Source organism: Sediminicoccus sp. KRV36, assembly GCF_023243115.1.
Classification (GTDB): domain Bacteria; phylum Pseudomonadota; class Alphaproteobacteria; order Acetobacterales; family Acetobacteraceae; genus Roseococcus.
In genome coordinates, this window is the sequence record NZ_CP085081.1 from 1,876,153 (window position 1) to 1,896,765 (window position 20,613).

Genomic DNA, 20,613 nt, shown 5'->3' on the forward strand with positions numbered 1-20,613 from the left:
AACATAATTGCGCGTCTTCCCCACAGGAGTTCGACCGGAATGCAGGCACGCATCGGCGTGGATGTCGGCGGCACTTTCACCGATGTCGTACTCGCTCTTCCGGGGGGCAGGATCGTCGTCAACAAGACGACGACCACGCCGCAGGATCCGGGTGAGGGCGTGGCCGCCGCCATCGCCGCCGTGATCGCCGAGGCAGGGCTGGATGCGCGCCAGGTCACGGAAATCGTGCATGGCACCACCGTCGCCTCCAACACCATCCTGCAAAAGACCGGCGCCCGGACAGGATTGCTGACCACCCAGGGCTTCCGCGACGTGCTGGAAATCGGCCGCATCCGAACGCCCGGCATGTTCGACATGGCCTGGCGCAAGCCGGAGCCCCTGGTGCCCCGCCGCTGGCGGCTGGAGGTGCGCGAGCGCATCGCGGCCGATGGCGGCATCGTGACGCCGCTGGATGCGCAGAGCGTGCGCGATGCCGCCGCCTTCTTCGTCGCGGAAGCCGTCGAGGCGGTGGCGATCTGCTTCATCAATTCCTACGCCCACGCCGCGCATGAGCGCCAGGCCGCCGCCCTGCTGCGCGCGGCGGCGCCGCAATTGCTCGTCACCGCCTCCTGCGAGGTCCTGCCCGAGATCAAGGAATATGAACGCACCAGCACGGCGGTGGTGAATGCCTATCTGCTGCCCGCCATGCGCGGCTATCTCTCGCGCCTGCAGGAGCGCCTCTCGGCCATCGGCATCACGGCCCCTGTGCAGGTCATGGCGTCCAATGGCGGCATGATCGGGCTGGATGCGGCACGCGAGCGGCCGGTCTTCGCTGTGGGATCAGGCCCCGCCGGGGGGGTTGCCGGCGCCGCCCGGCTCGGGGCTGGCATCGGTGTGCCCGACCTCATTGTCTTCGACATGGGCGGCACCACCGCCAAGGCCGCGATCATCGAGGGCGGGCAGCCCTCGCTCGTCACCGAATACGAGTTCCGCGACGGCATCAGCACGCCCTCCCGCTTCGTCAAAGGTGCGGGCTACATGCTGAAAGTGCCGGCCATTGATATCGCCGAAGTCGGTTCGGGCGGCGGCTCCATCGCGCGGATTGATGCGGGCGGCCTGCTCGTCGTCGGGCCGCAGAGTGCTGGCGGCGATCCGGGCCCCGCCTGCTACGGGCGTGGCAATGCCGAGCCCACGGTCACCGATGCGAATATGGTGCTGGGCTACCTCAACCCGACCGCCCTCGCGGGCGGCTCCTTGCGCGTGGATGCGGAACTCTCGCGCGCCGCCATCGCGACACGCATCGCCGCTCCGCTGCGGCTTTCGGTCGAGGAGGCGGCGCATGGCATCCGGCAGATCGCCAATGTGAACATGGCCCGCGCCATCCGGGCCGTGACAGTGGAGCGCGGCAAGGACCCGCGTGACCTGGCGCTGATGGCCTTCGGCGGCGGCGGCCCCCTGCATGCGGTGGATGTGGCGCGCCTGCTGGGCATCCGGCGCGTGCTGATCAGCCCCGTGGCGGGCGTCTTCTCGGCCGCCGGCATGCTGGCGGCCGAAGCCGTGCATGAATTCGTTCACCCGCTGCTCATGCCGCTCGCGCAGGTGACGGCGGCGCAGCTGGAGGCCGCGCGGCAGGGCCTTGCCCAGGGCGGCCATGCGGCCCTTGCCCATGAAGGCTATGCGGCGGAGACGGTGGAGCTGCGCTTCGCGGCCGATCTGCGCTACGCCGGCCAATCCTCGCAGTTGACGGTGCCGCTGCGCGATTTCGCCGCCGGCGCGCTGCATGCCGGGTTTGAGCGCCTGTATGGCGAGACCTTCGGCTACACGTCACCGGGCGAGGCGGTCGAACTGGTAAATCTCCGCCTCTCCGCCATTGGCCGGGCGGATGGCCGCATCGACTTTCCCTCGCTCTCCCTGGATGCGCGCGCACTGGCCGGCGCCGAGGGCGAGCGCCTGGTGTCCTTCGCCCGCGGGGAAGCCCCCGTGCCGACGCGCCTGCTGCCCCGCGCCGCACTCGCTGATGGGCCTGTTCAGGGCCCGGCGATCCTGGAAAGCTACGACACGACGATCATCGTCCCGCCTGGCTGCACGGCGCGCGCCGCCGGCTCCGGCACGGTGGTCATCGATATGGAGCCCGCCGATGCCTGAGGATCCGATTACCTTCGCCGTCATCAAGAACGCGATGGACGCGATCGTGGATGAGGTGGCCTATACCGTCATCCGCACCGCGCGTTCCGAGATCGTGAAGGACGTGATGGATTACAGCGCCGCGATCTGCGACGCGAAGGGCGAGATGGTGGCCCAGGCCAAGACCATCGCCCAGCATCTGGGCGCGATCCCCGAGGCGATGGCCGCCGTGCAGGCCCGCTGGGGCGGGCAGCTCGCGCCCGGCGACGCGGTGGTGATGAACGACCCCTATTCGGGCGGCATGCATCTGCCCGACATCTTCATGTTCTACCCGGTCTTCGAGGCGGGCGAACTGCTCGCCTGGACGGTGGTGATCTGCCACCACACCGACATGGGCGGCCGCGTGCCCGGCTCCAACGCGGCCGACAGCACGGAGATCTATCAGGAAGGCCTGCGCATCCCGCCGCTCAAGCTCTATCACGCGGGCCGCATGGATGAGACGCTTTCGGCGATGATCGCGCTCAATGTGCGCGTGCCGGAGATCGTCCTGGGCGATCTGCGCGCGCAATACGCGGCCTGCCAGGTGGGGGCGCGCGAATTGGGCGCGCTGGTGGGACGCTACGGCGCCGCCGGCATGCGCGGGCACCTGGCTGGCCTGCTCGATTATGCCGAACGCATGGCCCGCGCCGAGATCGCGACCTGGAAGCCCGGGACCTATCGCTTCACCGACCATATCGACAGTGACGGACTCTCCGACGCCCCGGTGCCGCTCAGCGTGGCCATCACGGTCGTGGGCGATGGCACGTTGAAGGTGGATTGGGCGGGCAGCTCGCCGCAGGTGCGCGCGGCCATCAACTCCACCCTCTCCTTCACCAAGTCCAACAGCTTTCTTTCGGTGCGCTGCGCCCTGCGTGGCGATATCCCGAACAATGCCGGCGTGTTCCGCTGCATCGAGGTGACGGCGCCCGCGGGATGCGTGCTCAATCCCATCTCGCCAGCGCCGGTCGCGGCCCGCGCCCTCACCGGCTATCGCGTGATGGACACGATGTTCGGGGCACTTGCGCAGATCGTCCCCGACATCATTCCCGCCGCCGGCGAGGGCGGCAACACCGTGGTCTGCCTGGGCGGGCGCCATCCGGACAATCGGCCCTTCATCATCGTGGACATGATCAGTGGCTGCTGGGGCGGCCGTCCGGACCAGGATGGCATCGAGGCGATCACCAACCCGTCGCAGAACCTCTCGAACACGCCGGTCGAGGTGCTGGAACGCCAGCACCCCGTCCGCATCGAGGAATATGCGCTGGTGCCCGATAGCGGCGGGCCCGGGCGGTTCCGCGGTGGCATGGGGCTGTCGCGCAGCTATCGCCTGCTGGCGGAAGATGCGGTGCTGCAATTGCGCGCCGATCGGCTGCGCTTCGCGCCCTACGGCCTTGAGGGCGGTCAGCCCGGCGGCGCTGCCGGAAATTGGCTGGGCGAGGGCAATGCGCGCGAGGCGATTCCCGGCAAGGTGACGATGCGCATGCAGCGCGGCCAGCTCCTGACGCACCACCAGGCGGGCGGCGGTGGCCACGGCGCGGCCCTGACGCGCGACCCCGAGGCCGTCCTGCGGGATGTGTGGAACGGCAAGGTGAGCATTGCAGCCGCGCGGCGCAGCTACGGCGTGGTGATCGAAGGCACGACAGTGAACAACATCGAGACCGCAAGGCTGCGCGGCCAACAGCAGGGAGAACAGGCATGACCAAGGATTTCCAGCTTTCGCGACGCGGTGCGCTGATCACCGCCGGCACTCTCGCCATGCCGGGCCTCGCCCGCGCGCAGGGTGAACGCCTCACCGTCCGGCTCGATTTTTCGCCCTGGGGCGTCCAGGCGGCCATGCATCTCGCGGAAACGCGGGGCTGGTTCCGGGAGGCGGGCCTCACGGTGGATGTGCAGGATGGGCGCGGCAGCGGCAATACGCTGCAACTCGTCAATGCGGGCCAGGCCGATGTGGGGCAGGTCCAGGTCGGCCTCATCGCCCAGGCGCGCGAGCAGGGTGCGACGGTGCGCGCCTTCGCCGGTTTCGGCCGCCGCACCGACCTCGCGGTGCTGGTGGATCGCGACAGCCCGATCCAGCGCGTGCAGGATTTTCGCGGGCGCAGCCTGGTCGTCTTTGCGGCCAGCCCCTGGGCCCCCTTCATTGACGCCTTCCTGCGCGCCGGCGGCCTCGACCGCAGCAGCGTGAATGTGATGTTCGTGGACCCTTCGGCACTCTGGGGCACCTACACCGCGAAGCGCGCGGACGGCCTGATGTCCACCACGCCCTCCGCCATTCCCGTGGCCGAGCGCCCGCGCCCGAGCCGCTCCATCCTGGCCGAGGATGCCGGCATCAACTTCCCGAGCTACGGCCTCATCGCGACCGAGGCGACCATCCGCGCGCGCGGCCCCGCCCTGCGCAAGCTGGTCGAGACGCAGCAGCGGGCCTGGGCGCATCTGCGCACCAACCCCGATGACGGCGTGGAGGCCATGCTGCGCCAGCGTCCCGATGCCCGGCTCGACCGCACCGTCACGCGCGAGCAGATCCGCCTGACGCTGGAATTCTTCGACACACCGGCCAGCGCCGGCCGGCCGATCGGCTGGCAGGCCGAGGCGGATTGGACGGCGGCACTCCGCTCGCTGGAAGCGGCAGGCGCCATCCGCGCCGGATGGCAGGCCAGCAACTACTTCACCAATGACCTGATCGGCTGACGCGGCATGGGGCTGTGCATCGAGGTGCGGGGAGGGGGCAAGGTCTATGCTTCCGCACGCGGCCCGGTCACAGCCCTCGCCGATGTCGGCCTTGCGGTGCGCGATGGCGAATTCCTCTCGCTGCTGGGCCCGTCGGGCTGCGGCAAGAGCACCCTGCTGCGCGCCATCGCGGGTCTCGATCCGCTGACATCCGGCACCATCACGCTGCGCGGCGTGCCGATCGAGCGGCCGCCCGAGCGCATGGGCATGGTCTTCCAGCGCGACGTCCTGCTCGACTGGCGCAGCATTCGCGACAATGTGCTGCTGGCGGCCGAGTTCCAGGGCCTGCCCAGGCGCGCGCATGAAGCTCGCGCCATGGCCCTGCTGGATCGCTTTGGCCTCGGCGCCTTCGCCGACCGCCACCCGTGGGAGCTGTCCGGCGGCATGCGCCAGCGTGCCGCGATCTGCCGCGCGCTGCTCTGCGAGCCCGAAATCCTGCTGATGGACGAACCCTTCGGCGCGCTCGATGCCATGACGCGCGATGACCTCAACCTTGAGCTTTCGCGCATCCAGCAGGATGGCGCGCGCACGGTGGTCTTCGTCACGCATTCCATCGCCGAGGCGGTGTATCTCTCCGATCGCGTGGCGGTGATGTCCACGGGGCCCGGGCGCGTGGTCGAGGTCTTCGACATTGACCTGCCGCGCCCCCGCCCACTCGCCATCCGCGAGACGCCGGAATTCGCGCGGCATGTCGCGGGCATTCGCGGGCTGTTCTCGCGCCTCGGCATCGTGAAGGAATAGGCGATGGCGGGCGGCTCCCATGCGCAGGGGATTGGCGGCACCTTCGCCGTTTTCCTGGCCTTGCTGCTGGTCTGGGAGGCAGCGGTGTGGGTCTTCGCCCCCGCGCCCATCCTGCTGCCGCCCCCCAGCGCCATCCTGGCCGAGCTCTGGTCCTCGCCGCGCTATTTTCTGCGCCATGCCGGCTTCACGCTCTGGACCACCCTGGCCGGCTTCGGGCTGTCCGTCGTGCTGGGCGTGGCGCTGGCGGTGGCCATCGTCGCCTCGCGCTGGGCGGACCGGGTGATCACCACCATCCTTGTCGTGATGAACTCTCTGCCGAAGGTGGCGCTGGCGCCGCTTTTCGTGATCTGGATGGGCACGGGCGCCGAGCCCAAGATCGCCATCGCTGTGATGCTCGCCATCTTCTCGATCGTGGCCGATGTGGCGCTCGGCCTTCGGTCGGTGGATCCTGACGCGCTGGCGCTGGCGCGCGTGCATCGCGCCACGGGCTGGCGCATCCTGTGGAAGGTGCGCTTCCCCAATGCGCTGCCGGCGTTGTTCGTCGGCATGAAGGTGGCGATCAGCTTTGCCCTGGTCGGTGCCATCGTCGGTGAATTCGTCGGCGGCTCGGCCGGGCTTGGCCATGTGATCCTGATCGCGCAGGGGCAGTTCGACACGGTGCGCGTCTTTGCGGCCTTGTTCGTTCTGGGCGTGATCGGCACGCTTTTGTACTTTCTGGTCGAGGCGGCGGAGCGCCTGGCCCTGCCCTGGCACGTTTCGCAGCGCGCCCAGCACGGCTCCTCGGCGCGCTGAAGCCCCGGCTTGGCGGCGGCGATGCAACTCGGGCCGGCAACCTCCCCACCACGCCGGACGGCGCGCGGCGTGGCCTGGGTGGCGGTCCCCCCAGGCGAAGTGCGGCAAGCCGCGCCAAGCTCGGCGGATATTGAACGGGTCCGCATGATTGCCTAACCCGCCCGGGCACGACAGAGTTTGGACGTCCCCATTATCCGAGTCCGCAAATGTCAGCCGTTTCACTCCCTGGGCCCATGCCCGAGTTTCAGGGCAAGCGCGTCCTTGTCACCGGTGCCGCGGGCGGATTGGGCCGCGCCTTCGTCGAGGTCTTCGCCGCGGCGGGCGCCACCGTCATCCTCGCGGATATCGAGGCGGAGGGGATGGCGCGCGTGGCCAGCGAAGTCGCCCCCGGCGCGGCCTGCATCACCTATGACCAGGGCGACCTTGCCTCGATCGGCATGCTCGCCGAGACGGTGGGCCAGGTTGACGTGCTCCTGAACAACGCAGCCATCCTCCTGGTGAAACCCGTGCTGGACACGACGCCCGAGGAAATGGCCCGCATCCTCCAGGTGAACCTCCTGGGGCCCATGGCGCTGGCCCGCGCCGTGGCCACTGGCATGATCGCGCGCGGCACGGGCGGCGTCATTCTGAACATGAGTTCGCAACTGGCCTTTTGCGGCGCCGAGGGCCGCGCCGTCTATGCCGTCGCCAAGGCCGGCCTCACGCAGTTCACCCAGACCACCGCGGTGGAATGGGCGCCACAGGGGGTGCGCGTGGTGGGCATCGCACCGGGCCGCATCAACACCTCCATGACGACATTCCTGCGCGGAGATGCCGCGCAGCAGGCGGCGGGCATCGCCCGCGTGCCGGCCGGCCGCTACGGCACGCCGGCCGAGATTGCCCGCATCGTGCAGTTCCTGTGCTCGCCGGCAGCCGATTACGTGGTGGGTCACACCTTGCTGGCCGATGGCGGCTACGTGCTCGGCTGAGGGGAAGCATCATGGAGCCCGATCGCTACAGGTATTCCCCCATCCTGGGCCGTCCGCGCTGGCGCCTGCCCGGCAATGCCCGCGTCGCGCTGTGGATCGTCCCCAATGTCGAGCACTACGAATACCTGCCCGACACGCTGCGGCAGCGCGATCCCTGGCCGCGCACGCCGCACCCCGATGTTCTGGGCTATTCCGTGCGGGACTACGGGAACCGCGTGGGCTTCTGGCGCATGTTCGACATGTTCGACCGACTGGGCATCCGCTCGACCGTTTCCCTCAACCTCGCGGTGTATGAGCATTATCCCGAGATCATGGAGGCCATCGAGATCCGCGGCTGGGACGTGATGTGCCATGGCCTCTACAACACGCGCTACCATTGGGGCCTGGCCGAGCCGGATGAACGGGCCGAGATCGCGGCATGCGTGGATCTGTTCCGCCGCCTGACGGGGCGGATGCTGACCGGCTGGTTCTCACCCGGCGTGTCCAACACGCTCATCACGCCCGATCTGATCGCCGAGGCCGGCATCGGCTACAGCGCCGATTTCTACCATGACGACCAGCCCACGCCGCTGCGCGTGCGCGGCGGGCAGACGCTGATCTCGGTGCCCTACACCATGGATCTGAATGATGCCGTGCTCTACCGCTACGACACGGAAGGCGCCGAATTCGCCCGCATGATCCGTGATCATTTCGAGACGGTCTGGCGCGAGGGCGAGGTGCAGCCGCGGGTGATGTGCGTGGCGCTGCATCCCTACATCATGGGCCAGCCGCACCGGATCCGGCATCTGGAACGCGCGCTGGGGGACATCCTTTCCCGCGATGGCGTCTGGCTCACCTCCGGTGTGGAGATCGCGCAGTGGTACCGCGACAATGGCCTGGCCGAGTTTCGCGCCCATCTCGGCACGGAGGGCTGAGGCATGACCAGGCTGCAGCGCGGGATGGATCACACGCTCTATCCCTTTTCGCCCCTGCCGGAGCGCCCCGCCTTCCATTGGCCGGGTGGCGCGCGGGTCGCGTTCTGGGTGCTTCTGCACCTGGAGCATTACGAACTCACGCCACCCGCCGGGACGCATCGCGATCCGCGCTTCGCCAGTGAATTCGGCCCCTACGCGCCGGATTACCGGACATGGTCGCAGCGTGAATATGGCAACCGCGTGGGCATCTTCCGCGTGCTGGAGGTGCTGGACCGCCACGGCATCCGGCCCAGCGTGGCGCTGAATGCTTCCGCGGCGGAACGCTACCCGGCGGTCATCGCGGCCTTGCGGGAACGCGGCGCGGAATTCATCGGCCACGGCACGCATTCCACGCGCATGCTGACCGCCCGCATGACGCGTGAGGAGGAAGCAGCGACCATCGCCCAGGCGACGCAGGCGATCAGCCTGGCCACCGGTGCCGCGCCGCAAGGCTGGCTCGGCCAGGATGCCGGCGAAAGCGCAAGCACGCCGGAGCTGCTGGCCGCCGCCGGCTACAGCTACCTGCTGGACTGGGCGAATGACGAACAGCCCTACCGCATGACCACGCCGGCCGGCGGGCTGATCGCCGTGCCGAACCCGTGGGAGCTCGATGACGCACAGCTCTTCTGGCTGCGCCGCGCCGATACCTGGCGCTATCCCGAACTGGTGGGGGACGCGCTGGAGACGTTGCTCGCCGAGGGCACCACGAGCGGCCGCGTGCTGGGCCTCAGCATCCACCCTTGGCTGTTCGGCATGGCGCACCGCATCCGCTACCTCGATGAAGCCCTGGCGCGCGTAATGCCAACCTCCGGCGTCTGGCACGCCACCTCCGGTGAGGTTGCGCAGGCCTGGGCCGCAGCCCACCAGCCATGATGCTGGATTCCCACATTCACCTGTGGCGCGCGCAGGATGGTTACGACGTATGGATTCGCCGCAAGATCGCCGGGCTGGATCACGACTTCACCCTGGATGCGCTGCGTGAGGCGGGTGCGGCCGCCGGCATGGCCGGAGCCGTCCTGGTCCACGCCACCGAAGAGGCCACCGAGACGCCGTGCCTGCTGCGGCTGGCGCAGGATGAATCGCTGATCCAGGCCGTGATCGGCTGGGCCGACCCCACCGATCCGGCCATGCCGCATCGCCTGGATGACTTCATGCGCCAGAGCGAAAAATTCCGCGGCCTGCGTGTGATGCCCGCCTTTGGTGATACCGAAGCGATGCTGAGCCCCACGGCACTGGCCAATTGGCACGAATTGGCGGCGCGCGGCCTGACGCTGGATGTGCTGCTGGCCCCGGCCCAGCTTTCGGTGGTGATGCGCCTGCAGGACAAGGTGCCGGGCCTGCGGATGATGCTCAACCATTGCGGCAGGCCCCTGACCGCGACGGGAGAGGTTGAACCCTGGGCCACGGCGTTGCGCGCCGTGGCGCGTGAGAGCGATGTCTGCTGCAAACTCTCCAGCCTCGCAGAGCGGGCCGGCATGGACTGGTCACTGGCGCGGCTGCAACCCTATCTCGACGTCGTCATGGACGCCTTCCCGCCCGAGCGCCTGGCCTTCGGCAGCAACTGGCCGGTGGTGAACCTCGCATCTTCCTATGCGGGCTGGTGGGGGGCCTTGCAGGCCATGCTTGCGCCGCACGCGCCCCTGCCCGAGGCGCGCGCAGCCCTTTTCGGCGGCACGGCAGCGCGATTTTACGGGTTGCCGGCCGCCGCTCAGAACGCCTCGCGCTCAAGCCAGCCGATATAGTCGGCGAGGCCCTGCTGCGGCGTCACGCGCGGTGCCCAGCCGAGGTCCTGCGCTGCGGCGCGTGTGCAGAAATGGCCCTGGCGGTATTCCGGCAGCGCCTTTCCGGCGGTGAATTCGGCGCGCCAATTCGGCCTCACTGCCGAGATCATCTCCGCGATGGCGTTGAATGGCTGGCTGGGGCCGCCCACGATGTTGTAGCAGCGGCCCAGCACCTGGGGCGCATCCAGCGCCGCCAGCAGCGCCGCCGCGGCATCCTCGACATGCAGGAGCGGCACGGCGTATCGGCCATCATGCTCCACCTGCGTGACCGCGCGCCCCATGGCGGCGTCGCGCACCATGCGCGCGGTCAGGCTCGGCGTCGTGCGTCTTGGGCCATAGACCCAGCCCAGCCGCAGCGCGCAGGCCTGAATGCCATGTTCGAGCGCATAGGCGCGCAGCGCTGCTTCCGCCGCCACCTTGCTTGCGCCGTAAACCTCGCGCGCCGCCAGGGGCGCATCCTCGGTCACGGGGTCCATGGCTTGGGGCGTATCGCCATAGGCGTGCACGGAGGAGCAGAAGACGAAGCGCGACACGCCGAACAAGCGTGCGAGTTCCAGCAGCGTGCCGGTGCCGCCCGCATTGATGCTCAGAATGCTGGCCGGATTATCCTTGGCCAGCATCTGCCCGGAGATGCCGCCGCAATGCAGGATGGCGGCGGGCCTGCGCGCCACCAGCGCCGTCAGGCGCATGCCGTCGGAAAGTTCGGCCGCGGCGAATTCACAGCCCAGCGGCTGCGCCGGCGCGGCGCGATCCGTGGCGATCACCGCACGGCCCGCCTGCACCAGAAGCTCGGTGACGCGGCGACCAATGAGGCCGGCGGCACCGGTCACGAGGATGGGAGATTCACTTCTCATGCTGTTCGTACACTCAGCTTGACACATTGGGACACGCGGACACTATGCGGCTCGACACGAGACAACAAGCGAGGGCAAAGGCCATGTCTTTCAGATTTGGTGCGTTCATGGCGGCCTGCCTCATGCTCTCCGGCCTGCCTGCGGCGGCGCAGACCATGCGCATCGGCCTGCAGGAAGACCCCGACAGCCTGGACCCCATGGCGGGCACGACCTTCGTCGGCCGCATCGTCTTCACCGCGCTGTGCGACAAGCTCGTGGATGTGGACAGCAACCTCAACTACGTGCCGCAGCTGGCCACCGCCTGGGAGTGGGGTGAGGAGGGCCGCTCGCTCACGCTGCGCCTGCGCGAAGGCGTGACCTTCCATGACGGCGAGCCGCTGAACGCCGATGCCGTGCGCTACAACCTGGACCGCTATCGCAACACCGCGGGCTCCCGCCGCGCGACCGAGTTGCGCCCCGTCCAGGCGGTCGAAGTCGTGGATGCGATGACGGTGCGCCTGCGCATGGCGCAGCCCTTCGCACCCCTGCTGGGCGTGCTGTCCGATCGTGCGGGCATGATGCTCTCGCCCAAGGCCACGGAGGCGGCCGGCCCGCGGGCCGGTGAGGCGCCGGTGTGCTCCGGCCCGTTCCGCTTCACCCGCCGCGTGCAGCAGGAACGCATCGTGCTGGATCGCTTCGAGGGCTATTGGAACGCGCCGGCCATCCACCTGCAGCAGGTGGTCTACCTGCCCGTGCCCGCGCCCAATGTGCGGCTGGCCAATCTGCGCGCCGGCGCCCTGGAAATGATGGAGCGCCTGGCCCCCACTGACCTGCGGCAGGCGCGGGGGCAGCGTGGCCTGCGCGTCGAGGAAAGCACGGCGCTGGGCTATTTCACCATGTCCATCAATGTGGGCCATGGCCCGCGCGCCAGCGGCCCCTTGGGCAACCCCAAGATCCGCGAGGCGCTGGAAGCGGCCATTGACCGCCGCGCGCTGAACCAGGTGGTCTTTGACGGAACCTTCGTGCCCAGCAACCAGGCGCAGGCCCCGGGCACCGCTTTCTACAACGACGCCCATCCGGTTCCGCCGCGCGATGTCGCGCGCGCACGCCGCCTGCTGGCGGAAGCCGGCATGCCGCGCCCGAGCTTCACGCTGCTGGTGGCCAATTCCGCCGTGGACGTGCAGGTGGGTGAGGTGATCCAGGCGATGGGGGCCGAGGCTGGCTTCGACATCAGGGTCCAGGCGCTGGAAACCGGCGCGCTGAACGCGCAGACCGATCGCGGTGACTATGAAGCCGCCATCGTCATCTGGTCCGGCCGGGCCGATCCGGACGCCAATATCAGCATCTGGCTGCAATGCGAGGGCTTCATCAACTGGGGCCGGTACTGCAACCGGGGCTTCGATGATCTTCTCTCGCAAGCGCGGCAACGGACGGACACGGCGGCGCGGCAGGCCCTGTATCGCCAGGCCAGCGCCATCTACCTGGCCGAGCGCCCGCATCTGTTCCTTTACCACGCGAAGCTGTTCTGGGCGATGACGGACCGCGTCAGCGGCTTCCAGACTCACCCTGATGGCCTGATCCGCCTGCAAGGCGTGCGCCTCGCCGCGCGCTGACCGCAACCGCCGAGCGGGCGGCGCATGTACGCTGGCCCTGCCTTGCTTCGCCGGGGCAGGGCGGTCTGACTGGCGCCGCCTTTTCACATGCCTGGAGAACAGGCAGGCGGCGGAACACGGCGGGTGCGGATAGGTTGATCCTGGCCAGGGTGGCGCCTGAATTTGCCGCAGGCGCCCCTCAATCGCGAGATCGGTTCACTCTGGCCAAAGCTGCGCCGCGCCTGGCGGTGAATGCAATCCCAACGCAGTCTTGACGTTGAGCACCAGCGATCCTGTCGCTGCCCTGGACACCCGTGATATGCGGATGAGTTGGCAAGAGCTGGGGAATGGAGATCCTCGCGGTGTGATCGGCAAAATGCGCTCCCTCAATGCCCCGCGCCGGAGAAATCCATCGCCAGGCGGCAGGCCGCGACGCGCACATCACGGATGGTCGCGGGTGTATTGCGGCTGCGGCCCACGAAGCGCGGCACGCCGGCAGAAAACACCGCGCCGACCGCGGGGATATCGCCATTGCTGAGCGCTGACAGCGCATCCGCGCAGGCGCCGCCGGCGCAGGCATCCAGCAGGATCACATCGGCATCGCGGCCTTCAGCCAGGATCCCGCTGTTCAGACGATAGATGCGGGCGTTGTTGCCGGTGGCGGCCGCGATGGCGATCTCGGGCGCCATGCCGCCCAGGCTCGCCAGATGGCTGATGGTGTAGAGCATGCCGAGCGGCATGATGCCGCTGCCCGTCGGTGTGTCGGTGGCGATCAGCAGGCGATCCAACTGTCCCGCTTCTGCCAGCAGGCGTGCGGTCAGCAGGGCGGTGCGCAGATTGCCGGCGGTGCAGATCTGCAGCGCGATATCGCTTTCATGCACAAGCCGCACGAAGCCGGGCTCGGGCATGGCGACGGGTCCGCCATTCACGTGGAAGCTGACATGCGGGTGGCTGGCCAGCACATGTTCCGCCCAGATGCCGGAGGAGCCGGGGATGGAGGAGCCGCCCGTGTGCATGGTCGTGATCATGCCGGCCTCGCGTGCCGCCAGCATCAGCGGGGCATAGTCATGCGGCGTGGCGAAGGCGCCGAAGCCCGCCTTGGCGAGCCAGATTCCCGCCGCCGCCAATTCCTGCAGGTCCGCCTGGGTGAGGCCGGGCTCCAGGATGATCGAACCCGCATGCACGCGCATCCCACCCGGCCGGTAGTCCCGGAAGCAGGCAGCGGCGGCCAGCGCCAGCGCCTTCACCCCGGCAGGGTCCTTGGGGCGGCCCGGCACATGAACTTCGGAAGCGGTGATCGCAGTGGTGACGCCGCCATGCAGGTAGCTCTCCAGGAAGCCCACGGTGCGCTGGCGGGGCGTATAGTCACCGAAGGTGATGTGGACATGGCTGTCGATCAGCCCGGGGGCCGCAAGCGTGCCGGCCGCATCCACCACCACGTCGCAGGCTTCGAGGGTTGCCGCATCCAGCGTGCCGATGCAGCTGATGCGCCCACCTTCCAGCAGCATGGCCTCCGCCTCGCGCCACGGCGCCGCGAGATTACCCGTGACGAGGCCGCCCAGGTTGATGAGGGCCACGCGCATCAGCGCAGCCCATCGCGCCGGCTGATCTCGGCCGCCGCAAGCCCGCCCACCCGCGCATCAATCCGCCCACGATTGGCGATGACGATGATCAGCGCCACCTCATCGGGTTGCGGCGCATCGGGCAGCATCAGCGTCATGCCGTCATAATGCGAGCGCACATAGAGCGCGTCCTTATGCGCCAGCGGCACGTCTATCACCGTGCCCGGCGCGCCGCGCTTGGTGAAGGAGGGCAGCCAGGCGAGGCCCCCGCCCACCGCCGCCCGCAAGGGTTCGGCAAAGACGGTGGTGAGCAGGGCATTGGCATGCTCCTGCTCGCCCCCCAGCCCCACCACGGCGCCCTTGCCGTAGCTCTCGATGGCATGCGGCCCCATGGCGGCGACCGCCATGGCCGAGAGCTCGCGCCCCACCGCCTCGCTGGCCGCGATGCCGGCGGAAAGATCGGCGACAAAGCCCTGGCCCGCATAGGGGTTGGCGACGACGCCGATCACGGCGATGCGCCGCAGCGGCGGGCCGGAATCCTGGCTGCCCGGCGGCACCTCATGCTGATCCACCATCAGCAGGGAGCGGCGAAGCTGGAGCTTCATGCCCCTGGCCTCAGGCATTGCCCGGCGGCGAGCGCGTGCCGACCAGCACGAAATTGCCGTCGCGCACTTCCAGCACATAGGTGGTCTTCAGCGCGTCGCCCTGCTCGGTGAAGCGGGCCAGCGTGCCCTCGATGGTCTCCACATTGCGCATGGCGCGCAGCGTGTCGCGGATGGCGGCGCGCTCGGCCGCCAGGCGCGCGCGTTCGCCCGTCACGCGGACTTCGCGCATCGCGGCCGCATAGAAATGCACGATGCTGTGGGCCGCCGCATCATACATGCCCGGCCGCAGATCGCCCGTCTCGCCCGCGGCCTGGGCGCGCTTCACGAACTCGTCGCGGAAGGCGATCGCGCGCGGGCTGTCGAAATTGTAGAAATGCGTGGAGGAAACCAACGTGCCATTGCCATCCGCCCCCATGCGCGAGGGAAGGTTCACATCCACGATGGTGGTGCCGCCCACGATGCGCCCGCGCATGCCCTGGCGGCGCATCTCGCGCACCAGCACGATGGCGGGTTCCGGCGGGCCACCCATGCAGACCAGATCCGGCGCGCCACCGCGCATCTGCGCCACCTGCGCCGACATGTCGAAGGCCGCGACGGGGAAGGAGACGGAGCCCGTGACGGGGATATTCGCCGCCTGCAACAGGCGCGGAAAGACATCCGTGCCCATGGAACGGCCGATCACCTCATCCGTCGTGTAGGCGATGGCGGCGTTGCGCGTCTCGATGCCCTTCTCGCGCACCACGGAGAGCAGGCGCTCGAACAGATAGGCTTCGTCGGAGGTGTTGCGGAACGCGAAGCGGAAGGGGGCGGCCAGGCCCGGCGCGCTGCTGGCGATGGCCATCTGCGAAATGCCCAGGCGGTCGCCCACCGGGAAGGCCACGCGGCATTCGCTGCTGCTGAAGGGGCCGATCACGGCCAGCGCGCCATCATCCTCGGCGAATTGGCGCGTCGCGATGGCCGCCTGCTCGGGGCGGGATGCGGTGTCGAAGGTGCGGATGGCAATCGGCCGGCCATGAATGCCGCCCGCCGCATTCACCTCCTCCACGGCGAGGTTCACCGCGATCTCGTTGCGGCGCGTCAGCGAAACCCAATTGCCGGATTTCGCCGTGGTGAAACCGAGCGGCAGGGGTGCCGACTGCGCGGTGGCGATGGCGGGCAGGGCAAGCCCGGCGAGCAAAAGGGGGCGGCGGCGGATCATGGGGAGGCTCCTTCCTGGGTCAGGTGGTGGGGTGAATCCTCGGCCGCGCCGCCGAGATAGGCGCGGCGCACGCGGTCATCGCGCAGCAGGGCGGGCGATGCTCCTTCAAAGGCGGTGCGGCCCAGTTCGAGCACCAGCGCATGGCGGCTCGCTTCCAGTGCCAGCATCGCATTCTGCTCGACCAGCAGAATCGCGATGCCGGCGCTGTTCAGGCTTGCGATGAGCGCGAAGACCTCGGCCGTCAGTCGGGGCGAAAGGCCCAGCGATGGCTCGTCCAGCATGATGAGCCTGGGGCGCGCCATCATCGCGCGGCCGATGGCCAGCATCTGCTGCTCGCCGCCCGAGAGCACGGCGGCCTTCATGTGGCGGCGCTGCGCCAGGTTGGAGAAGCGGTCATAGATCGCGTCCAGCTCGGAACCAGAGGGCGTGTCACGGCGCGGATAGGCGCCCATGAGGAGGTTTTCCTCCACCGTCAGGCTGGTCAGCACGCGGCGGCCCTCGGGCACCATGACAAGGCCGCGCCGCACGCGCTCCGCCGGCTTCAGGCGGGTGATCTCCTCGCCCAGGAAGCGGATGCTGCCGCCTTGCGCCGGCAGCAGGCCCAAAAGCGTGCGCAGCAGCGTCGTCTTGCCCGCGCCATTGGCGCCGAGCACGGCCATCACATCGCCCTCCGCCACGCGCAGCGACACCTCGGAGAGTGCCTTCACCGGCCCATAGGCGGCCGAGAGGTTGGTCGCCTCAAGCATGGGCATAGCGTTCGGGGGCATGGCCGAGATACGCCTCGATCACGGCGGCTTCGCGAGCGATTTCGGCGGGCGTGCCTTCGGCGATCTTCTCGCCGAAATTCAGCACACAGGCGCGGCTGCACAGGCCGCCGACGAAGTGCATGTCATGCTCCACCACCAGCAGCGTCACGCCGCTTGTCGCCACGCGATGCAGCTCCGCCAGCAGGGCGCCGCGCTCCTGCGTGTTGAGGCCGGCGCAGGGCTCATCCAGCAGCAGGAGGCGCGGCCGCGCCATCAGCGCACGCACCACCTCCGCCCGCTTGCGCAGACCGTAGGCGAGGCCGGCGGCAAGGCTGCCGGCATGGGCAGAGAGCCCCGCCTCGGCCAGCCGCGCGAGTGCTTCCTCGCGCAGGGCGCGGCCACGGCCCAGCCCCATGGGCAGCAGCATGGCGAGCGGCCCGCCGGCATGCACATGCGCGCCGAGCAGCACATTCTCCAGTACGGTCAGATGCCCGATCAGGCGGATATTCTGAAAGGAGCGCGCCAGGCCATGCCGGATGCGCCGGCGGGGTGCCACGGGCACCAGGTCCAGGCCACCCAGCCGGATCTCGCCGGCATCCGGCGCGTAATAGCCGTTGATGAGGTTGAACACGGTGGTCTTGCCCGCACCATTCGGGCCGATCAGCGCGACCCGCTCGCCAGCCGCGACCTGGAGGTCCAGCCCGCGCACGACATCCAGGCCGCCGAAACTCTTGCGCAGGCCGCGAATGTCGAGCAGCGGCGCGGTCATGCCAGCCGCACCGCGCGGCGCAGCCGCATCAGATCCGCGCGGGTCACCAGCCCCTGCGGGCGGATCGCCATGACGAGGATGACGGCGGCTGCAAAGAGCACGTAGCGCCAAGCCGCGGCACCGCGAAAAATCTCCGGCAGCAGGGTGAAGAAGGCGGCGCCGATGGCCGGCCCCCAGACCGTCTGCGTGCCGCCCAGCACCACCGAGAGCACGATGGTGACGGAGAGCAGCACGTTGAAATGCTGCCCCTCGATAAAGGAGAAGTGATGCCCGTAGAGCCCGCCCGCCAAGCCCGCCATGGCGCCGCCGATGGTGAAGGCCGCCAGTTGCGTGAAGGGCACATGTACGCCGAACAGCGCCGTCACCGTCTCATCCTGCTCGATGGCGTGCAGGTTCATCCCCAGCCGGCTTGCGCCCAGCCAGAGCGCCAGCAGGAAGATGCCAGCCGCACAGGCAGCGATGGGCACAAGGCCCAGATGGCCGATCACCGGATAGCCGGCTGCACCCCCCACCACATCCAGGTTGATCAGGATGCCGCGCACCACCTCGTTGAAGGCCAGCGTGGCGAGCGCAAGATAAAGCCCGCGCGTTCGCAGCACCGGCCCGCCAATCGCCATGGCGAAGCCGCCCGCGCAGACCGCGCCGGCCGCGATGGCCATGGGCAGCGACCACTCGAATTCATTGCTCAGCACGGCGGAGGAATAGGCGCCGATCGCCATGAAGCCGGCCGTACCGAGATTGACCTGCCCCGCCGCCAGCGGCAGCCAGGCCGCATAGGCGGCGATGATGTTGATCGCGAGAAGTGTCAGGATGGCGGCGCTATAGCCGCTCACAGTTTCTGCTGGCCCAGGGCAGGGTCCCCGAAGAGGCCCGTGGGCCTGATGATCAGGCTCAGCAACAGGATGCCGAAGACCACGACATTTACGTGATCGGCCGAGAGCGCGCCCACCGCGAAGATCTCGACCAGGCCGATCACCAGCCCGCCGATCACCGCACCCCAGATATTGCCCATGCCACCCAGCACCATCGCGGAAAGCCCCTTGAGTGCCACCTGATCGCCCATGTAGGGCGACACGAGTTGGTAAGAGAGCGAGAAGAGCACACCCGCCAGCGCGCAGAACAGCCCAGCCAGCAGAAAGAGGCGCGGTGCCACGCGATCCACCTCCACGCCCAGCATGGTCGCTGTCTCGGCGTTTTCGGCCAGGCTGCGAATGCCCCGGCCGAGCTTGCTGCGCTTGAGCAGCGCCTGAAGCCCGAAGACCAGACCAATGGAGAGGATGAGCCCAAATAGCTGCGGCAGGCCGATCACCAGCTCGCCGATGCGCCAATTGGCATCGCCAAAGGGCGAGGGGATGGCGCGCGCGTCGGAACCCCAGCGCACCAGCACCAGGTTCTCGAAAAGGATCAGGAAGCCGAGGGAGGAAACCAGCGGGATCAGAGGCGGCCCGCCGCGCTGCAATCTCCAGGTCAGCCGCTCGACCAGAAGAGAAGCCAGCGCCGCTACCGTCAGGGCCAGCAGCACCGCCGCCGGCCAGGGCAGGCCGGCCGCGACGCCCGCCCAGGTGAGGAAGCCGCCCAGCATGAACAGCGCGGGCACGGAGAAGTTCAGAAAATTCAGGCAGCCGAAGAACAGCGTGAAGGACACCGCGACCAGAACATAAATGCCACCCAGCATCAGCCCGTTGACGAGCTGCTGTGCGATCATGCCGCGCGCCCGGCGACAGCACCCTCCGGCATCGCGTAGCTGTCCAGCAGCCCATCCACCATGCCCAGCGCGCGGTCCCAGTCATAGGTGCGCCAGGAATGCCCGCGCGTGACGAATTGCGCGCCGGCATAGAACATCTCGTATTGCAGGTGCCGGCTGGCGAATTCGCTGCCCACCGCATCCCAGGCGAGCTTCATGAACTTCACCCGCTCATCCGGCGTCGAGATGGGCGATTGCTGCGTGGTGCGGATGATGCGCGCCATCTCCGGATTGCCGTAATCCGCGGCCGAGGAGGGCAGCATGATCATGCCCCCACCCGCAAGGTCCCGGATGGTGGAGACGATCTGCGGATACAACTCCTGCGTCAGAACCTGCGCCGCGTACATCATGTGCTTGTTGGGCACGAACCATTCGCCCTGCTGCGTGCCGGAAGCCTCCATGCCGTGCAGGATGGCCTCCACCCCCGCGGCCTGGGCGGCCAGCTTGCCCAGCGCATCGCGCACCGGGGGCATGTTCACCGTGCCGATCGTCTCCGCCACGCGGCGGGCGATGCCGGTGAGGAAGCGCAGCTTCTCCGTCAGGCGGATTTGCGCCTGGTAATTCTGCATGGTGTGGCCCCAGGTGTCATGGAACTGGGCGCGGCACATGTCCGTGTCGCGATGCACGAAGACACGCTCCCACGGCACCTTCACGTCCTGGAACCACAGCACCGCGTCATTCTCGTCGAAGCGCGAGGAGAGCGGGTTGTCCCACTCGCTCACCGCATGCGCTTCGTAGGATTTGCGGGAGAGCACCTTGATGCCCTTGGTGTTCATCGGCAGCGCGCAGGAAAAGGCGAGGCTTTCCTCGCCCGGCTTCAAGGGCTGCAAATTCGCCACCAGCACCTCATTGGCCATGATGGAGGAGGTGCCGAGCATCTTGCCGCCGCGAATCGTGATGCCCCCCGCATCCTCATCCACGATGCGCGCGGAGAGATCGGCCTCCGCCTGATCGCCCCAGGCCTTGGACCGGTCGGCCTGCGGGTTGATGATGACGTAGGTCAGGAACCAGTCCTGCCGCGTCGCCTCCGCCACGTAGTCGCGCAGGGCTTTGGCGCGTGCTGGGCCGTGCTTCTCGAAGACCTCGATGCCCATGACCTGGCCGATCAGCGCCGAGGCCACATGGTCCGGGCTGCGGCCGATGAAGCCACAGGATTGCGCCGACCAGGCCGACAGCGCCTCGCGCCGCGCCACCAGTTCCTCGCGCGAGCGCGGCATCTGCCAGGCGCGGCTGGCGCGGCGCCCGCCGCCGCAATCGAAGGTCATCGCCTCGATATTCTCGGGCCTGGACTGGTAATCATAAAGCATCCCGGCCGATTGCACCGCGCCGCGGAAGGCCGGATGCGTGGTCACATCGGCGACGAGGGCGCCGTCCAGATAGACGCTGCGGCCATCGCGCAGGCTCGCGATATGCTGGGCACCGGTTTTCACGTCAGCCATGATTGGGCTCTCCGTTCGGGGGCT

Annotated in this window: 19 protein-coding genes; 10 read left to right on the plus strand and 9 right to left on the minus strand. The window is 68.7% G+C overall.

Annotated elements, in window-relative coordinates; translation table 11 throughout:
• Nucleotides 1-39 precede the first annotated feature (39 nt).
• The 9 genes from LHU95_RS08595 to LHU95_RS08635 all read left to right on the plus strand — a co-directional run bounded on the left by LHU95_RS08595 (nucleotide 40) and on the right by LHU95_RS08635 (nucleotide 10,062).
• Nucleotides 40-2,124 carry a hydantoinase/oxoprolinase family protein gene (locus LHU95_RS08595; protein WP_248710951.1) on the plus strand — a complete coding sequence of 695 codons (2,085 nt, stop codon included), beginning with the start codon at nucleotides 40-42 and terminating at the stop codon, nucleotides 2,122-2,124.
• Nucleotides 2,117-3,841 (plus strand): hydantoinase B/oxoprolinase family protein, encoded by a 1,725-nt coding sequence (locus LHU95_RS08600; RefSeq protein WP_248710952.1) that lies wholly within the window; start codon nucleotides 2,117-2,119, stop codon nucleotides 3,839-3,841. The genes LHU95_RS08595 and LHU95_RS08600 overlap by 8 nt, the downstream gene beginning before the upstream one ends.
• Nucleotides 3,838-4,827 (plus strand): ABC transporter substrate-binding protein, encoded by a 990-nt coding sequence (locus LHU95_RS08605; protein WP_248710953.1) that lies wholly within the window; start codon nucleotides 3,838-3,840, stop codon nucleotides 4,825-4,827. Before LHU95_RS08600 ends, LHU95_RS08605 begins: the two co-directional genes overlap by 4 nt.
• 6 nt (nucleotides 4,828-4,833) lie before the next feature.
• Nucleotides 4,834-5,607 carry an ABC transporter ATP-binding protein gene (locus LHU95_RS08610; protein WP_248710954.1) on the plus strand — a complete coding sequence of 258 codons (774 nt, stop codon included), beginning with the start codon at nucleotides 4,834-4,836 and terminating at the stop codon, nucleotides 5,605-5,607.
• Nucleotides 5,608-5,610: 3 nt separating this feature from the next.
• Nucleotides 5,611-6,399, plus strand: a complete 789-nt coding sequence (locus tag LHU95_RS08615; RefSeq protein WP_248710955.1) for an ABC transporter permease — start codon at nucleotides 5,611-5,613, stop codon at nucleotides 6,397-6,399.
• Nucleotides 6,400-6,632: 233 nt separating this feature from the next.
• Entirely contained in the window at nucleotides 6,633-7,367 is a 735-nt protein-coding gene (locus tag LHU95_RS08620; protein WP_248710956.1) for an SDR family oxidoreductase, read from the plus strand.
• An 11-nt stretch (nucleotides 7,368-7,378) separates the two neighbouring features.
• Entirely contained in the window at nucleotides 7,379-8,281 is a 903-nt protein-coding gene (locus tag LHU95_RS08625) for a polysaccharide deacetylase family protein (RefSeq protein ID WP_248710957.1), read from the plus strand.
• 3 nt (nucleotides 8,282-8,284) lie between these two features.
• A complete protein-coding gene (locus tag LHU95_RS08630) occupies nucleotides 8,285-9,193 on the plus strand; it encodes a polysaccharide deacetylase family protein (protein WP_248710958.1) in 909 nt (302 codons plus the stop codon).
• Entirely contained in the window at nucleotides 9,190-10,062 is an 873-nt protein-coding gene (locus LHU95_RS08635) for an amidohydrolase family protein (RefSeq protein ID WP_248710959.1), read from the plus strand. Before LHU95_RS08630 ends, LHU95_RS08635 begins: the two co-directional genes overlap by 4 nt.
• Here the strand turns inward: LHU95_RS08635 and LHU95_RS08640 are convergent.
• Entirely contained in the window at nucleotides 10,029-10,955 is a 927-nt protein-coding gene (locus LHU95_RS08640; RefSeq protein ID WP_248710960.1) for an NAD(P)-dependent oxidoreductase, read from the minus strand. The two genes, LHU95_RS08635 and LHU95_RS08640, sit on opposite strands and share 34 nt — an antisense overlap.
• 83 nt (nucleotides 10,956-11,038) lie before the next feature.
• On the opposite strand from LHU95_RS08640, the gene LHU95_RS08645 reads away from it, so the two are divergent.
• A complete protein-coding gene (locus LHU95_RS08645) occupies nucleotides 11,039-12,547 on the plus strand; it encodes an ABC transporter substrate-binding protein (RefSeq protein WP_248710961.1) in 1,509 nt (502 codons plus the stop codon).
• A gap of 365 nt (nucleotides 12,548-12,912) precedes the next feature.
• On the opposite strand, the gene LHU95_RS08650 is transcribed toward LHU95_RS08645, so the two are convergent.
• The 8 genes from LHU95_RS08650 to LHU95_RS08685 are packed head-to-tail and all read right to left on the minus strand — an operon-like array spanning nucleotide 12,913 to nucleotide 20,589.
• Complete coding sequence (locus LHU95_RS08650; protein WP_248710962.1) at nucleotides 12,913-14,109, minus strand: amidohydrolase family protein; 1,197 nt, start codon at nucleotides 14,107-14,109, stop codon at nucleotides 12,913-12,915.
• Nucleotides 14,109-14,693: an amino acid synthesis family protein gene (locus tag LHU95_RS08655; RefSeq protein WP_248710963.1), complete on the minus strand. Its 585-nt coding sequence runs from the start codon at nucleotides 14,691-14,693 to the stop codon at nucleotides 14,109-14,111. Before LHU95_RS08655 ends, LHU95_RS08650 begins: the two co-directional genes overlap by 1 nt.
• Before the next feature lie 10 nt (nucleotides 14,694-14,703).
• Complete coding sequence (locus LHU95_RS08660) at nucleotides 14,704-15,891, minus strand: ABC transporter substrate-binding protein (RefSeq protein ID WP_248710964.1); 1,188 nt, start codon at nucleotides 15,889-15,891, stop codon at nucleotides 14,704-14,706.
• The gene (locus LHU95_RS08665; protein ID WP_248710965.1) at nucleotides 15,888-16,658 is read right to left on the minus strand and encodes an ABC transporter ATP-binding protein; all 771 of its coding nucleotides are present in this window, start codon (nucleotides 16,656-16,658) and stop codon (nucleotides 15,888-15,890) included. The genes LHU95_RS08660 and LHU95_RS08665 overlap by 4 nt, the downstream gene beginning before the upstream one ends.
• The gene (locus LHU95_RS08670; RefSeq protein WP_248710966.1) at nucleotides 16,630-17,406 is read right to left on the minus strand and encodes an ABC transporter ATP-binding protein; all 777 of its coding nucleotides are present in this window, start codon (nucleotides 17,404-17,406) and stop codon (nucleotides 16,630-16,632) included. Before LHU95_RS08670 ends, LHU95_RS08665 begins: the two co-directional genes overlap by 29 nt.
• On the minus strand, nucleotides 17,403-18,239 hold the full coding sequence (locus LHU95_RS08675; RefSeq protein WP_248710967.1) for a branched-chain amino acid ABC transporter permease: 837 nt from the start codon (nucleotides 18,237-18,239) through the stop codon (nucleotides 17,403-17,405). The genes LHU95_RS08670 and LHU95_RS08675 overlap by 4 nt, the downstream gene beginning before the upstream one ends.
• Nucleotides 18,236-19,111, minus strand: coding sequence for a branched-chain amino acid ABC transporter permease (locus tag LHU95_RS08680; protein ID WP_248710968.1), 876 nt, complete (start codon nucleotides 19,109-19,111; stop codon nucleotides 18,236-18,238). Before LHU95_RS08680 ends, LHU95_RS08675 begins: the two co-directional genes overlap by 4 nt.
• Nucleotides 19,108-20,589, minus strand: a complete 1,482-nt coding sequence (locus LHU95_RS08685) for a 4-hydroxyphenylacetate 3-hydroxylase N-terminal domain-containing protein (RefSeq protein ID WP_248710969.1) — start codon at nucleotides 20,587-20,589, stop codon at nucleotides 19,108-19,110. The genes LHU95_RS08680 and LHU95_RS08685 overlap by 4 nt, the downstream gene beginning before the upstream one ends.
• Between the last annotated feature and the right edge of the window lie 24 nt (nucleotides 20,590-20,613).

What these genes read in the sequence shown, in the direction of transcription:
- LHU95_RS08650 (WP_248710962.1), bottom strand. Translation starts at nt 14,109, where the DNA reads ATGCGCGTGGCCCTCATCAACCTGGGCGGCCTCGTCACGGGTAATCTC.
- LHU95_RS08610 (WP_248710954.1), top strand. Translation starts at nt 4,834, where the DNA reads ATGGGGCTGTGCATCGAGGTGCGGGGAGGGGGCAAGGTCTATGCTTCC.
- LHU95_RS08595 (WP_248710951.1), top strand. Translation starts at nt 40, where the DNA reads ATGCAGGCACGCATCGGCGTGGATGTCGGCGGCACTTTCACCGATGTC.
- LHU95_RS08635 (WP_248710959.1), top strand. Translation starts at nt 9,190, where the DNA reads ATGATGCTGGATTCCCACATTCACCTGTGGCGCGCGCAGGATGGTTAC.
- LHU95_RS08625 (WP_248710957.1), top strand. Translation starts at nt 7,379, where the DNA reads ATGGAGCCCGATCGCTACAGGTATTCCCCCATCCTGGGCCGTCCGCGC.
- LHU95_RS08660 (WP_248710964.1), bottom strand. Translation starts at nt 15,891, where the DNA reads ATGATCCGCCGCCGCCCCCTTTTGCTCGCCGGGCTTGCCCTGCCCGCC.
- LHU95_RS08680 (WP_248710968.1), bottom strand. Translation starts at nt 19,111, where the DNA reads ATGATCGCACAGCAGCTCGTCAACGGGCTGATGCTGGGTGGCATTTAT.
- LHU95_RS08615 (WP_248710955.1), top strand. Translation starts at nt 5,611, where the DNA reads ATGGCGGGCGGCTCCCATGCGCAGGGGATTGGCGGCACCTTCGCCGTT.
- LHU95_RS08645 (WP_248710961.1), top strand. Translation starts at nt 11,039, where the DNA reads ATGTCTTTCAGATTTGGTGCGTTCATGGCGGCCTGCCTCATGCTCTCC.
- LHU95_RS08605 (WP_248710953.1), top strand. Translation starts at nt 3,838, where the DNA reads ATGACCAAGGATTTCCAGCTTTCGCGACGCGGTGCGCTGATCACCGCC.
- LHU95_RS08685 (WP_248710969.1), bottom strand. Translation starts at nt 20,589, where the DNA reads ATGGCTGACGTGAAAACCGGTGCCCAGCATATCGCGAGCCTGCGCGAT.
- LHU95_RS08630 (WP_248710958.1), top strand. Translation starts at nt 8,285, where the DNA reads ATGACCAGGCTGCAGCGCGGGATGGATCACACGCTCTATCCCTTTTCG.
- LHU95_RS08665 (WP_248710965.1), bottom strand. Translation starts at nt 16,658, where the DNA reads ATGCCCCCGAACGCTATGCCCATGCTTGAGGCGACCAACCTCTCGGCC.
- LHU95_RS08620 (WP_248710956.1), top strand. Translation starts at nt 6,633, where the DNA reads ATGCCCGAGTTTCAGGGCAAGCGCGTCCTTGTCACCGGTGCCGCGGGC.
- LHU95_RS08640 (WP_248710960.1), bottom strand. Translation starts at nt 10,955, where the DNA reads ATGAGAAGTGAATCTCCCATCCTCGTGACCGGTGCCGCCGGCCTCATT.
- LHU95_RS08655 (WP_248710963.1), bottom strand. Translation starts at nt 14,693, where the DNA reads ATGAAGCTCCAGCTTCGCCGCTCCCTGCTGATGGTGGATCAGCATGAG.
- LHU95_RS08670 (WP_248710966.1), bottom strand. Translation starts at nt 17,406, where the DNA reads ATGACCGCGCCGCTGCTCGACATTCGCGGCCTGCGCAAGAGTTTCGGC.
- LHU95_RS08600 (WP_248710952.1), top strand. Translation starts at nt 2,117, where the DNA reads ATGCCTGAGGATCCGATTACCTTCGCCGTCATCAAGAACGCGATGGAC.